Genomic DNA, 14,949 nt, shown 5'->3' with positions numbered 1-14,949 from the left:
ATGTCCATAATAGAGGCCCTATGGATGACGTTAAGACTCAAGAGGAAGCCACAGGACAGTCTTTTTCTTTAGGTGGCAAAAAACGGCATAATGCCAAAAATAGCCAGTCAGAAAATGAACAAAATGTTCCAAAAGCGCATAATGCGGAAATGAAACAGCCAAGAAATGAACAAAGTGTACCAAAACGCTCAGTGAGCAAAATGGTACAGTTAGACACCTTCATGAATACTAATCAAATAGACCTCTTATCGAACTTATCAGATGGTCAAGAGGCCATTACCCCAGCGTACTTCTCAGAACGGTCACCCTAATGCTTATCCCCTGACTACAGGAAGAAAGAAGCAACTTTTGTACTTCATGGTCACAACAGGAATCACTTAACAGCCTAATGACCCCCTAAAGAATCAAGGCTGTCTTTTCCCTTCCACAATAATCGAATTTTAGAGTGGTCTATTGAACGAATGGTAAAGACACAACCCACATCACGCTATGCAACGTAGCCCTGTGTCTATCGTCAATGGAGGTCACTAGTAAGAGCTATGGGGGCCTATATCTCTTCTGGGGTGTAGCTACCCTTCACGGCCTCCATAGTTTCCCTTAATGGGAAAGCTTTCAATTTCATCTATTCAAAGATACCCAGCGAAGTCCTAGTGACTATGGCGTTGGGTCTTTTTTACATAACCGTTATACAAGGATTAACCCAATGAGTACCAACTCAAAGAAACCACAACGAACCTCAGTGGCGCTCACTCGTGACGAGTATGAGGTCATTGACGTAGCAAGGGCACACTTTAATTCAACTCATGGTGTGAGTGTCTCTCGTACTTCATTCATTACCAGTTTAGCCACTAAGTACAACAGGGAGAACAATCTGCTATGTCATTGAGGTCCATTCTTAAACCTAAACAGGTCACTAAATCTGAGGTCTGTGAGGCCCCTGTAGACACTACGCTCCCTTCTCGCTCTCGTATTGCTTTCATCGAGTTAAACGATGGCAGACGTATTGGTCTAGGTCGTAGCTTTGAATCTAACAAGAACTTACTGACGAGTTCCTACGGCATGACTGAAGAGTCAGCCACTCAGTTTGCTCTAGACATCAATAGGGTCTTTCACTCAGGAGCTAAGTAGCTCTATATGGATCTGTATGATCCTCAGGGAAGACTTCAGAACTCTCACATACATTCACCTTAGTTAAGCTATAAGAACCGCTCACAGATCCCCTCTGGGCCTTAAAGCTACAACTCATTTAATTCGATCACATACAAACACGCTAGGACTCCCTTTGTTGATTCATTGGGTGTGTCTTCGTGTGTCTATTCATAAGGAAATACCACATGAAAAAACAACAATCACAGAAAAACAGTAAACCTCTTAGCTTTGCTGAACTTCAAGTTCTACATGGTGAAGAGCTATCAACAAAAATCATAGACAGAGCCACTCCCTCACACGCTCTTCTAGATGAAATTGACCGTATTGATGTCGAGTCTACAGAGCATAGAGAGCTGGTCGTAACAAGCCGTATCAAAGCGGCCCTAACGGGTGAGCATGGGTCAATAGACTCAAACGTAAGTTTGACTGAAGGTCACCGCTACGCAAGCGTTAAGAGCCTATTTGGCAAGGTCTACGCACAGACACTAATAACTGACGAGATTGTTTCTGACGCTCACATAGACATTAAAGAAGAGTTCATACGGCTAGCCAGTGATGACTTCCTCAATGTACTCGTAGAGCAATTACTATATGGTGATGAGTCCAGAGCCAACGGTATTCAGCGTCTACGTGGTGTGTTAGATGCGCGTATAGACAAAGCTAACGGCTTCTCAGAGGCCTTCAAGGATGATGATGAGCGACACCAAGACTTCTATAAGGTCATCAAGACAGGCTCTAGCGGCTCATTTGGGGCCAACGCTGCGGCTATCAAAGCTCACTTCTCAGCGGTCAAGAAGTCACTCCCTAGCAAGTACAAGCGTAATGCCAAGTGGTACATGAACGCTGACACCTTTGAAGAACTAGAACTGGTAGCAGACTCAACAGGTCAGTCACTACTAATTCGCTGGGGCCGCTCTGTTTATGGTGGTGAAGAGACATTCCTGATGCTAGGTCATCCTATCGTTATCATTGACCAGATGAACCCTAGCGAGGCCAACGGCACTCCTGTAATGTTTGGTGACCTTCGCGCTGCTATCAAGGTGTTAGACCTTAAGGGCGAAGGGTCATACTTCACGACTGATAAGGTGACCGTGAAGGGAGCCACAATCGCTTACATTGATAGCCGTTACGGTGAAATCATACAAGCCAATGATGCGCTTAGAGTGTCGTTACAGGCTTCTTAGTGTTCGCATCTCATGTTACTCGAAGTAATCTTTAAATAAGTTCTTTATTAATCTATTCATATTGAGTAGCTTATGTGTGTTTCTAAAAAAGGACTTAATATGATCGAACTCAGCTCTCAACCTATGTCTATACAGTCAATTTACTCTCTCTACAGGGAAGGTAAGTTGATCGTTAACAGGCGCTACCAACGAAAACTCGTATGGACACTTATTGAAAAACAAAAATTGATTGATTCAATTCTGAATAGATATCCAATACCTGCAATTCTGATAGCTGAGATTGAGGATAAGAAGGGGCACTTCGAAATAATAGATGGCCTACAAAGACTACATGCTTTGATGTCATTCATTGAATTAGCTTTCAAAACGACTGACGAGCAATTTTTCAATCTAGATTATTTTACAACTGCGAAAAACTATAGAGATGAAGGGGCTTTCAAAACTGAAGAAATGACTGATCAAAAGCTTCTTGATAGCAAGCAGGTAAGTTCTATTTTAGATTATATGGTCGCTATGTCGACGATGAGAAATGTTACAGAAGCCCAAGTCAACGATGTTTTCGACAGAATTAATACATATGGGCATCGCCTTAGTGATCAGGAGAGAAGACAAGCAGGGATAAAGAATGAGTTCTCAGATTTAGTCAGAACGATTGCTTGCAAACTGCGTGGTGATGTTTCTGATGAAGTTATGGAATTAATTAAAATGCCCTCAGTAAGCGTCGATTTACCGTTGAATAAACATGGATATGGTGTTTCTGCTGAGGAGGTTTTCTGGGTAAAAGAGGGTATTTTAAGGTCAGTTGATCTTCGTGACAGCCTAGACGAGCAGTGTATAGCTGATATTATTGCTTGTATAGTTGGAAGTAAAATGATCAGTCGCTCCAAAGAAGCACTAGACAATATCTACACTGAAAGTTCAGAAGAGTTCAATCGGGTAGAAGCTGCATTAGAAGTCTATGGAGCAGAAAAATTGATTGATGAATTTAGCTTCTGCGTTGACGAAATCCAGAAATCGTCGTCGCAGAAAAAGCTCAAAGAAATCGTTTACAAAAAGAAGAGTTCCAATCCCTTCCCTGCAACTTTCGCGGTAATTTTTTTAGCATTCCATGACCTTTTAATAAAATCAAAAAAGTAATTTCTGATTATGCTGGTGTGGAATCAGCGCTAGAAAATCTTTCTGAAAGAATAAAAACTACTAAAGATGCAGGATCTCCGGATGAACGGGACAAAAACGTACGTTCTATTAAAGCTCAGATAGAACCATTTTTCGTTGATACGAAAGATCTAAAGCATGTATACGGTCAACACAGCACTCTTGATGTCAATGAACTATTGAGACGTTCAGAAATAGAGCTTGCTGATTATGAATTGAAGCAAGGAATTATGACACTCGCTTCAAGTCAAAGAGCAATAGATGAAAATGCAGTAAAGAAAATAATTAATTCCATTTGCGCGCTTGCTAACAATGGTCCAAATAGAGTAGGTAAATTGCTGATAGGTATTGCTGACGAAGAAAGAGATGCAAATAGAGTACAGCAGCTAGATAACGTGACCCCTATAAAAGTAGGTAAAAAACACGTTGTTGGAGTGAAACGGGAAGCCACTTTACTAGGGAAGAGCGTTGAACAGTACTTGGCTTTGTGGAGGGGAAGAATTCGAGATTCAGAGTTAAGCGAGAGCTTGAAAACTAATGTACTTTCTCACATGGATTACCATGATTATTATGGACTAGGCGTAATCATCGTTACTGTCATACCACAAAATCAAGAGTCTTATGTTGGTAAAAAATCTTATTGGCGTGACGGTGATGAAACTAAGGAAATAACAGACTTTCAACAGCATGGTGTGATTTGTGCTCGCTTTAAGTAACGCAAAGTCTTGCAAATAAGTCACAATGAAGAGCTGATTGGGGCGTTTGCCCCAAAACTTCTTTTTTATAAGTACCATTCCTTCTCAATCTGACTAGCTACTTTATCAACGGTAGCCTTCAGCCGTTTAACATCGTGACGGGCATAATGACCAAAACTCATAGTAGTCCCCGTCTTGTGTCCAGCAACGTAAGCCACGTCAAACTCAGTAAGATTATCAGCACGTTGACCAGCGGTAATGAAGTGATTACGTAAAGAGTGAAACGACCTAGTTGAGTCATCCGTGATCTTATCGACTTTGAACTTGGAGAATGTCCTCCCTGCTGATTTATGATCTAAACGCAAGGGCAGTTCAATGTCGTTTAATTGGTCCGCTAAGGGAATGTAACGAGGTGCACTTTTAGTTTTACCTTTATGGACCACTAAACACCTAATACCTTCAATGACCTCTACTTCAGCTCTACAAAGTTCACTAATACGAGCACCTGTGAATAGAGCTAACTTGGTCAATGGTTTAACACTGTCAGGGCATTCATTAAGAACCTTGTTCAGTTGGTCCTTACTAAATAGCTGTTTTCGCTGAGACTCCCCTTTCTTGTAAGGGCTAAGGTCGTGGTCCTCAAAGGGACTTTGCTTCAACGCTATCTCTCCCAATTGAAACGCATGGACCCAGATGGATTTAAGTCTAGAAAGGTGCGCTGCAATTGTCCCATGGGCGTACTCATCACCAAGGTGTTCTATGTAAGCCACAACGGTCTTCTTGTGGACTTCTGTTAGGGCCATGTCATTGACTCCAACGAAAGTAAGGAACCTATCTAACGCGCTTTGTAGCTTCTGCTTAGTATCATCAGATAGCTTTGTTTTACGTCCTAGAAGGCTCTGTAAGGCTTCCTTTGCGGTATATGAATAGACATGGTTAGTGTCCTTATAAGCCACTTCTCTATAAGCTGCGTGAGCGATAGGCTCTCGTGGGAAGAAGTCATCATATGTGAGATTAGAGCTACGGTCTTTGATGGCCCCCGCGTACTCTTTTGCAACTGTCAGGTGACGTTTAAACTCCTCGCGCTCTGGGCTAATAGTTCCTTGCATCTGGTTTGCTAGGTGCCCGTTAAACTTGTCACGTTTAAGTCTTGCTACCTTCACGCTACTCGTCTGGAGACTGAAAGTTATATGACTTCCTTTGTATAAGTGAGCTATCGCGCTAGGGACTCTTCTAGAGTATACCCATGTGTCGTGATGCTTCTTAATGTGCTTATTTTGTGCGTTCATATTGTTCCCCTATTAATTGGAAGTAATAAGGAATGTGTCACGCTATGTAGCTTCTACATCCCTAATAGTAAGGGATTAAGGGAATCGTGGGTATTTAGGGCACTTTGATGTAATCATCCCCCTAAGCTTAACGCTTAAAAGAAAGGCGCTGCTCATAGAGCAGCGCCTTTTTTGTTTGTGCTAACTCTTTTAGGAGTTAGTTTAACGGAGGAATGTCATCGGCATTCTGGTTGATCTTACCTACGCCCGAGTAGTTGATAACTCGCTGCTTAACCACGTCGGCATCATCTAGTACGTAGTCGTACGGCACTTCGTAGCTGGATGTAGGCGTGGCATCAGGTCCTGCTACAACGTCACCATCAGCTGGCGTTGTCCACGTTACGCCTTCGCCAAACAGGTTGCCTGACGTGTTCCAATATCCAATAACGTCTGAGTAGAAAGAAATAATTGGGTTTTGCGTGTTCTCAAACACATTGTTTTCTACCTGTAGCTCTGCACCAATTCTTGAATTGATTGCCGTAGAGGATATTTGATTGTAGTAGTTGTTATACAAGTGACCGTGACCGTAGCGGAATAACGGTAAACGTGATTCGATATTCTCAAAGCGGTTGTGGTGGAAGGTAATTAAACGCTCGGTATTATCACTGTCTACATCATTCTCAGTGTGGCCGTGTAACGAGGCTTTCCAATGATCATGAAGGTAGTTGTAAGAGATAGTGATGTTTTTCGCGCCGCGTTTACTATCTACTAATCCGTCGTAGAAATCCTTGTCCACAGACAATGTGCTATAAAGCTCATTGTGGTCAATCCAAATGTTGCTGGTGGTAGAGCCGTCGTTATCACCTTCAATAGAGATAGCGTCTTTACCATCAGTAAGCACGTGGTGGATTTTCAGGTTTTGAATAATCACGTTATTTGCACGTCGAATTAAGATGCCAATGCCGTCGAATTCGCCCCTGCCTGCAACCCCGATAATTGACACATCGTTCATGTCTTTTATTTCAATCGGTGAGCCCGTACCGCCATTGTTTGCGTCGGTAATGGTGCCATCTACATAAACCGTCACTGGGGTGTTGCTGTTCGCTGCGCTATCTAGTGCCGCTTGCAGGTCTGCGCCGTTATCTACGGTGACTACTGTACCGCCAGCACCGCCGGTTAATGCATAGTTGTATTGCGCAAAACCGTACGCATCAAGCGTTGGAGCAGGTGCTACATTCGGTAAGTTAGGCTCGCTTGGCACCCAGCCTTCGCCGTTATTAAAATGAGAGAATATTGCCGTTCTGCTGGTAAGTTCAGTCACTTCGCTGTCGGTAAGAATGTGGGCAAACTGACGGCTTGAAAGATCAAGCGGGTTACCCTGCATATCCATGCTGCCGTATTCACGCCATCCAGCTGCTGCGGTTGCAGGGCTAGGGTTTGGTGCAGGTTGGTCGCGTACTCCTTCGCCCGCCCAGCCGATAGTGGCAATGTGGGTGTCGAAACGGTTATTAATAAGCGTAATATTGTCGAAGTAGCTCGCGCTGCCGCCACTTCTTGCAATATACGTAGAGTCGTCGAGTACACCGTTACCAATAGGGCCTGGGCCATTGGTGAAGCTGCTGTTTAAGAAGATAAACCCTTTATAAGAAATATCAGGTACGCGAGCTTGTAGAATGTAGCCGCCCGCTGTGTCTTCGTCAGGGTTGCCATTTTTAGAGTCGCCAATGGTGCGAATTTCGCTGTTTTCAAACAGTGCGGTATTTACGTAACCCCAAATGAAATCAACGTTGCCGGCAATCAATGAGTTGTAGAACCAACTGAAGCCTTTTAACAGCAGCGTATCTTGTTCACTCACAAAGTTCATATCAACGGCAGTTAGACGACCTGAATCACTGTTAAAGTAAATCGTCTCAGCTTGGTTAGAGTAGTCGTTGCTTCTGATGTGTGAGTTTTTCAAAGTGAAGCTCGTTAGCGTCAGGTTATCTACGCCTTCCACTAAAAATACGCTTCTTCCGCCTGATGGCGTGCCCGCCGCAGGTGCTTCGCTCTTGCCGCTACCGCTGTTAAAGCTTTCAAAGTTATCGTAGTACACCACGGTATTGTCTCGGCTCTCGCCTTGAAGCGTGACATTGTTGTTACCGCGAAGGAACAGCATTTCCTGATACTCGCCGTCACGAATCGTAATGCGAGATGGCGTATCGCTGCTTACGTTTTGCATCACGTAATTAAGCGCACCTTGCACCGTGCGGAAATCCGCTTCGCCGTCATCATCTACGGTAACATTCGCGCCAGAAGGTGCGGCAGCTCTTGTTGCAAAGCGCCAGTTCGCACTCTTGCCAATACCACTAAAGCTTTCACCATTTAGCGTTGCGCCGGTTACCGCACCATCGCTAATGGCTACGTAATACGACTGACCATATTGAAGGGCGTTTGTATGAGGTTTAATCACCAATGTGTTGCCTACAACTGATGCTGGGCGGTAAGCCACTTTGCGCTGTCTGTCTTGGCCTTCAAAGCCAATAAAGTCTTCATCAGCTGCAATATTGATAACGTCTACCAGGGTGTCGTCTGTCGCATTGTAAATGCGCACTTCACCGCTACTTCCTAAGGTGGGTTCGCTGTCGAAGGTTAACGAGAGTAGGGTATCGGGATACGCATTGTTATTGCCCGAATACGGTGTGGTATCGGGGAATAAGTCGCCATAGGTGGCGGTAGGCATGGTAAAGCCTTCGCCAACATTAACGGCAATGTGTTTGCTTAACGTAGGGTCAGAGCCAGAAGTAAAAGTTACCATTGCGCTACCGGCAGCGCGAGGGGTAATGGTAACTTGTGGACCTTGCTGCTCTACGCTGACCACACTCGCATCACTGCTGGTTACGGTAAACGTGTCTTCAGTTATACCGTCGTTTTGTACTGCGGTAACGTAAACGAATAACGGATCGCTACTGGTGGTGGTCTCCCACTCTGTTTCTTTGAAATCCAGAGTAAGTTGAACTGGTTTAACAGCGGGGTCACCTACTTTTAAATCGTCCAGCTCGAACGAACGGTTATTAGTGAAGAGGCCAATCAGTCCCGCTGCGCTATAGGTCGTATCTTCTGCTGTACCCATGTTCTCGCCGTCTAAATAAACGGTGAGTTTCTCGTTTTCCATTTCAAAACGTACGCGATACCACGAGCCGTCTGTACCGTCTTTTTCACCCAGTACAATAGGTGACTTAGCTTGGACAGGTCGAGAAATACTGCCTTCGGTACTTACCGCTACTTCCACTTGTGTACTGCTCGATGAGTTTTGTACATTCAAACCTCCGCCGTACCAGTTTCCAGCGCTATCATAACGACCTAGAAGGAAGATCTGTTTGTTTCGCGTGGTGCTGTTTTGTCTTGGACGAATGCGCGCTTCAACAAAGTAATTTCCATTTTCTGGAAGGTTGCTTAGCGCCGACTCTTTAACCAAGAAAATTTCGCCACCTTCACCGCCAGCGGTGTAGCGCATCACTTTGTTGCCGTCATCTTCTACAACATCAAACGTGCCTTGTGGGCCGTTTGAGCCTGCGTCGTCTGAAATAAGCGTGAAGTTATCTAAAGAGCCCGATGCAAAGTCGTCACAGAAGTAAAGCTGTGGTTCATTTTCACAGCTAAACTTGCTGTCATCTGGCGCTTCACCCACATACGATATAACAAAGTTATCGATAACCACTTTGCCGCCACTTTCAGTACGAAGCTGCAGGAACGAGGTGGGTGTACCAATAAATCCATCGATAGTTAGGCGTTGTCCTGGCACAAGGTTATTAACCAGCTCGCTGTAGAATTTAGAGTCGCCACCATGTATCGATTTGCTGCTACTGCTGGTGTTGTTATCTACATATATCTGGAAGTTGTTGTCGCCTTCACTGTCTTCAACGGCAATGATATCCATACTAATGGTATATTCACGGCTTAAATCTAATATACCTGTGGTTACAGTGTCATCAGCGGTTGTGTCTGTATCAGGGGTACTGTTGCCCATGGTAAAGCGTGCACTGTCGATGGCTAGTTGGCCTTCGGAAATCACTAAACCTGAGCCGCCGCCCGTTACGCTATAAAACGGTGTCGCACCACCATCGGTCGACTTGTATTCAGGGCTGAAGAAGGTGTCAGCGTCTGTTTCAAACGTCTCCTCTAACAGGGTGTTTTCATCAATATATTCAATGCGAATATTGTCGATGACCACAATAGAGCCACTTTCCGTTCTAAATTGAAGGTACGAGTTAGGCGTTGCTATCTGTCCTTCTACTGTCATGGTGGTTCCCGGTACTAAATCGAGCACAGGCTCATTAAAGAAACGAGAATCTGAACCTAGGTGTGAGTTGGCGCTGCCAGAAGTATTGTTATCCACGTAAATCTGGAATTTGTTGTCGCCTTCGGAATCTTCAGCAGAAATGACATCAAAGATAACATTGTAAGGACGGCTCAAATCCAGTGCACCGGTTGATGATGTATCGTCAGACGAGCTTTGGGTATCAGGTTCAGTATTACCAAGGGTAAAGCGTCCGCCGTCAAGCTGAATACCAGTGTCAATTTGCGTTACCGAGCCACCGGTAATGGTAAACATGGCGACTTGCTCACCCGCTGCATTTTCAATCGCGGCAAAGTTTGTCGAGAAAATATCCTCGCTTTCGCCTGCAAAGGTATAGGAAAGCGGCAGCGGTACACTTGGAATAACTTCGGGCTCTTCAGGTTCGGTAGGCTCAGGCTCAACCGGAGGCACTGGGTCAACTGCGTCAGCTATCGTTTCAATTTTTAAGTTATCGATAGTGATAGTGGCACTCGAATCTGTGCGCAATTGGAAGAAACTATTAGTTACCGAGCTATCGAGAATTTTCGCGTCAGGTGCGCTAGGATCGCCGCCACCAATATCGTCACCCGGTTCATAGGTATAGGTAAAGCGTGTGCCGGGTACCATCGTACCGTCTGCTAAACCTATGCTCACGAACTTAGAAGCAGCACCGTGTACAGAGTTATCTTGACCTGTGGTGTTGTTATCTACATAAAGGCTGAACGTACCGCCGCCATTGTGAGAAATAACGTCGAAGCTAATGGTAAAACCTTCGCTAAGGTTATAAATACCCATGCCTACCGTGTCTGATGCTGACGTATTGGCACCTGGGTTGGCTGCAGCATTACCTATACTGAATCGATCGCCTTCAAGGGTAAGTTGACCTGTGGTGGCGTCGACTAGTGGGCTGCCACCTGTTACATAATAAAGCGCGCCAGCATCTGGCTCTTCACTTAAGCGCTTGTACGACGATGAGAAAAACGTATCGGTGTCGGTATCGAAGTTTTCTTCAAGCGCCGCCTGGATAGAATTCGCTGCTTCCTCTAGCTTTGCCAGTTCAACATATGCTTGTTCCTGGGTAAAAGCAAACAGGTAGTTTTGCGGGTCTTCGTTGGCAAGACAGCTTTCAACATGCAGCACTAACGGCATAGACTGAGCGTTATCTGGAGATATCACGCACAGGCTGTATACCTCATTAACCGTGTTGAAAGCACGGGAAATAAGATACTCAGTTTGCTCACTGTAACTAAGGGCTATGACTTTTCGTCCAAAAGAGAATTCATAGCTACCTGTTGTGCTTTCCTCACCGTGCACTCTTACAAAAGTACCTGACAAGTTCGCTTCGTCGTCTGGCGTAAAGGTGTAAGTGGCTTGAGATACACTTCTGCCTTCCAGTGTTGGTGCGTAAATGTCGCCTGTGAAGCGGGTTACATCAAAGGTGTTAGGGAAGAGCGTACCTAATTCGGCTTCAAGGTAATTTACGAAATGGCTGATAGCCTGTGCTTTATCCACAAGCGTAGCACTGGCTCCGCCAGCGGAACCCAGCCACACCTCTACATCGGCTGCAAAATCTGCATCAGATTGATTAAAGAAGTCTTCAATGGTTTGCCCTTCGTCTAGCGTAGCTACCGCCACATCGCCAGCACTGGCGCTTAGCGATATACCGTTACTTGGGTCGCCATCGGTATCGAGGGATTGTAAAAGTCGAAGCGTGTTTACGACCGACTGGTTAAAAGGGTTGTCAGTTGCGAACAGGTCAAGAGGAGAAATAACGCTTGATGCCGGTGTTTCTGGAAACGTCAGCTGGCCAATGCTGAAAGCGAGCTGCTCGCCTCTGAAGTAAGAGTACTCACCCTGCGCATTGGTAGTGCCGTTTTCCACAGAAGCAGAGGAATAATTGATTCCTTCAACGGGGCTATCAACAAATACGCCAGTCAGTGCTGGGTCGGGGGGGAGGGTTACATTGGTAGAGCTTTTCTCGCCACAGGCGGCAACGAGAATAACGCCGCCCATAAGGGCAGCAATTTTCGTGAGTTTCATGGTACTCAATCTCCATATTTTACTGGGCGTACTACCGCACTACATGTCCGCTCCAGCTTTATTATGTGGAAAAGGCCGGGTTTCCCCGGCGCAGACAATTAGTAGAACTTAATGTTTACACCCAGCTGGTAGCTGCGGCCGTATTCTTCTTTTTGGTACAGAATGTTGCCGCCGCTTAACGCGTTACCTTGGAAGTAGCGAAGGTCAGACTCCTCGGTAAGGTTGATGGCGTCAAAGTACAATTGTGCGTACTCGGTAATGTCGTACTGAAGTTTAAAGTCTAAGCTTTTAACCGAATCTTGATATTGGTCGCCCCAAATCTTGCAGCCTTTCGGGTCGTTAAGATCGGCAGTAATTGGGCAAGAGCCAATTTGTTCAAGAACTTCAGAACGCACGTTACCAATTAAGCGAGCTGAGAACGTTTCGCTCTCCCAACCAAATACAAGATTAAAGGTGGTATCAGCTTGGTCGGGCAGTGCCACTTTGCCTTGACGAATACTGCTATCCAGCGTGGCTTCACTATCGAGGATGGTGGCATTACTTTGAATGAATAGACCATTTTCAAAGTACTGGTTGTAGCTAAGCTCTAATCCGATAACCGAGGCTTTGTTGCCGTTAACGGTAATGTTTATCTCGTTAAGATATAAATCTTGCGGAATAACAAACTCAGTCACCTGGTTTACCGGAAGCGTTAGCGGCAGGTCATTAAGCGCCATGCCAATTCCGTTTACATCTACGATAAAGTTGTCGATGTCTTTATAGAAAACTGCCGCTTCCATAAAGAGGTTTTCGCTTGGATACCAGCCAATTGACGCATCGTAGTTAATAGATGTCATTGCAACGAGGTTAGGGTTACCCACATCTAGTGCATTATCAGAACCCAACACATACTGGCTTAACTGTTGAAGCGATGCGCCACCTTGACTGTCATCACAATCGTCAGAACCCGGAGGACAAAGCTCAATATCGCTGTCAAACACAGCAAATGCACGGGCTTGTTTAAACGACGGGCGAGTAAAACTCGTCCATGCTGCGGCACGCACTAAGAAGTTTTCACTCGGTTCCCATTTAATGTGTGCACTAGGGAAAAACTCACTGTATTTAATAGACGCTTCTGGAAGAGGGATAGCAATATCCAATGCACCAGCGCCTGCGCCATTAAACTCAAAGTCATCGTTTTCTAAAGACAAAAAGCCGGTAGAAGAGAACTCGGTTTGTGTCCAGCGAACGCCGGTTGTTAGTGTGGCATCTGCGCCTAATGGCAACTCTGCCATTGCGTATACAGCCTGCGTATCTTCGGTAATGCTGTAGTCGCCCTTAGTGCTTTCGATTGACACTTCGCCATTTGTGGCAGGCTCAACCGTTTGACGAGTGGCATCAACAATTTGGTCGACAACTGCGCGGCTTTCAAACGGCAGCTGGAATGCGCTATTTGAAGGTATTTGGGTGTCATAGTCGGCAAGGGTAGAATTCACTGCGACAATACATGCATCGTCGCTACAGTCGCCGGCAGAAGGGTCGAAACTCCACCGATCCTTGTCACGCACGTGATCGCGCTCGCTCACCTGCACACCAAATTTAATGGTGTTTAACCAGTCATTAAAAATGTCGGTTCGCAAGTTAAGGTTCACTGTCTTAATTTCATCAATTCGCGTTCCGCCTTCTAAAAACAGGTTATCGAATTGATAATTTGAAAGGTCAGAACCATCGCCACTACCCGACGTTCCAAAAATACTGTTTTCCGGGTCGTAGGTTAGACCTGCGATTTCAGCAGCTTCCTGTGGGCTTAAAATGCGGGCGTTAATGTTGTCGCGACCGCCTTGACCATAAACAATCAGGTCTCGTTCACGGAATTGAACGCGGCGGTCACCAGTGGAGTCTTCTTCAGAGCGAGATTGAGCGTATTCGTAGTCAAACACGAAGCGTTCAGCAATACGGTTTTCTCCCCCTAAGCTGAACGTGATGGTTTTGTTCTTACTTTCTTGTAGGAAATGCTGGTGGAATACGTCTATATCGCTAAGAATAAACTCTTTCGTAGCGCCGTTTACGTATACAATTTCATCGTTTCCGACAGAGCCTGCATCTTGAAAATCGTAAAATTCTCGCTGTGCGCGATCATCATCTTCAAACTTAGTGAACGTGCCTTTGGCATAATAGTAAGCGTCTGCAGAGGGCTTGTATTCGAGGTTTAGTGCTGCAGCTTGACGAGTTCTTCCTGCAATTTCGCGACGAACTTCTAACTGAGAAGGCGCAAGAATTTCGTCACCCTGGGCAATTTCTTCTTCTGTTTTACCCAAGTCGGCGGTGTAAAACTTCATTTCGTTGGTGCTGTGGTGGCGCGTTTCGTCTATCTGGGTTTTGCGGTCTTCGTGAGAGATGGCAAAACCAATACCAAAGGTGTTGTCGAGGAAAAACTGGGTGCCGTCTAAGCTAAATTTCGGAGAGTGCTTTTCGCGCGCTTCTGAATATGCGTCTTGAACACGCATTTTTAATGTGTTTTTGCCGCGATCGAAAGCTGAAATTGCTTTAACGTTGACTGTACCGCCAATGGAATTTAGGTTTTGGTCTGGGGTGAGTGTTTTCAGCACTTCAATGGTACCGAGAAGGTCAGCAGGAAGTGCGTCTAATCCCACTTTCCGTTCTTCGCCTGCACCAGACATTTGTGCGCCGTTCATATTTATGGATACGAAGCCGGGTCCTAAGCCCCGTACGGTGACAAACTTACCTTCGCCTTCAGAGCGCTGTAGCGTAACACCCGGCAGTCGTCGAAGGGACTCCGCCACGTTCTGATCAACAAAATTGCCTAAATCATCGGTAGAAATAACAGAGCTAAAGCCGCTTTTCATGCGTTCTAAGTCACGCGCTTTAAGGTCTGCCTGTTTAACACCCTTTACTTCAACTACTTCAATTTCGCTAGGGGTCTCATTTGTTTCAGTTTGCTCGGTATTTTCCTGAGCGGGTGCAGTTTGCGCCATGCTGGAAAACGCCGTGGACACGGCTAGAGCGAGGGCTGTCCATTGAAACACTTTCATGTTTTGAACTCCTAAATTCCAAAATCGACATAGCTGTAGTATTTGTATTTTGCTATGCCACCGGTGGCAGTATTGATCTTGTCAGATAGGAATGCACTAATATTTAACGTT

General features: G+C 45.4%; 9 protein-coding genes. 6 read left to right on the top strand and 3 right to left on the bottom strand.

The window, feature by feature from the left end:
• Positions 1–20 precede the first annotated feature (20 nt).
• The 6 genes from AC0J2X_RS11315 to AC0J2X_RS11290 all read left to right on the top strand — a co-directional run bounded on the left by AC0J2X_RS11315 (position 21) and on the right by AC0J2X_RS11290 (position 4,204).
• A complete protein-coding gene (locus AC0J2X_RS11315) occupies positions 21–311 on the top strand; it encodes a hypothetical protein (RefSeq protein ID WP_069945185.1) in 291 nt (96 codons plus the stop codon).
• 392 nt (positions 312–703) lie between these two features.
• Positions 704–886: a hypothetical protein gene (locus tag AC0J2X_RS11310; RefSeq protein ID WP_139125445.1), complete on the top strand. Its 183-nt coding sequence runs from the start codon at positions 704–706 to the stop codon at positions 884–886.
• Positions 877–1,128: a hypothetical protein gene (locus tag AC0J2X_RS11305; RefSeq protein ID WP_069949005.1), complete on the top strand. Its 252-nt coding sequence runs from the start codon at positions 877–879 to the stop codon at positions 1,126–1,128. Before AC0J2X_RS11310 ends, AC0J2X_RS11305 begins: the two co-directional genes overlap by 10 nt.
• 206 nt (positions 1,129–1,334) lie before the next feature.
• Complete coding sequence (locus tag AC0J2X_RS11300; protein ID WP_069945184.1) at positions 1,335–2,333, top strand: phage major capsid protein; 999 nt, start codon at positions 1,335–1,337, stop codon at positions 2,331–2,333.
• A gap of 99 nt (positions 2,334–2,432) precedes the next feature.
• A complete protein-coding gene (locus AC0J2X_RS11295; RefSeq protein ID WP_472996051.1) occupies positions 2,433–3,470 on the top strand; it encodes a DUF262 domain-containing protein in 1,038 nt (345 codons plus the stop codon).
• A gap of 17 nt (positions 3,471–3,487) precedes the next feature.
• Positions 3,488–4,204 carry an RNA-binding domain-containing protein gene (locus AC0J2X_RS11290; protein WP_472996050.1) on the top strand — a complete coding sequence of 239 codons (717 nt, stop codon included), beginning with the start codon at positions 3,488–3,490 and terminating at the stop codon, positions 4,202–4,204.
• A gap of 65 nt (positions 4,205–4,269) precedes the next feature.
• Here the strand turns inward: AC0J2X_RS11290 and AC0J2X_RS11285 are convergent, their stop codons facing one another.
• The 3 genes from AC0J2X_RS11285 to AC0J2X_RS11275 form a co-directional block, all read right to left on the bottom strand.
• Entirely contained in the window at positions 4,270–5,472 is a 1,203-nt protein-coding gene (locus tag AC0J2X_RS11285; protein WP_069945182.1) for a DUF6538 domain-containing protein, read from the bottom strand.
• A 196-nt stretch (positions 5,473–5,668) separates the two neighbouring features.
• Positions 5,669–11,806, bottom strand: coding sequence for a pectinesterase family protein (locus AC0J2X_RS11280; protein WP_472996049.1), 6,138 nt, complete (start codon positions 11,804–11,806; stop codon positions 5,669–5,671).
• Between the two features lie 98 nt (positions 11,807–11,904).
• Positions 11,905–14,838 (bottom strand): TonB-dependent receptor, encoded by a 2,934-nt coding sequence (locus AC0J2X_RS11275; protein WP_472996048.1) that lies wholly within the window; start codon positions 14,836–14,838, stop codon positions 11,905–11,907.
• Between the last annotated feature and the right edge of the window lie 111 nt (positions 14,839–14,949).

The organism is Alteromonas sp. R7 (genome assembly GCF_055755235.1).
The sequence above is the reverse complement of the archived record's forward strand: the minus strand, read 5'-3'. Positions and strand labels throughout refer to the sequence as shown.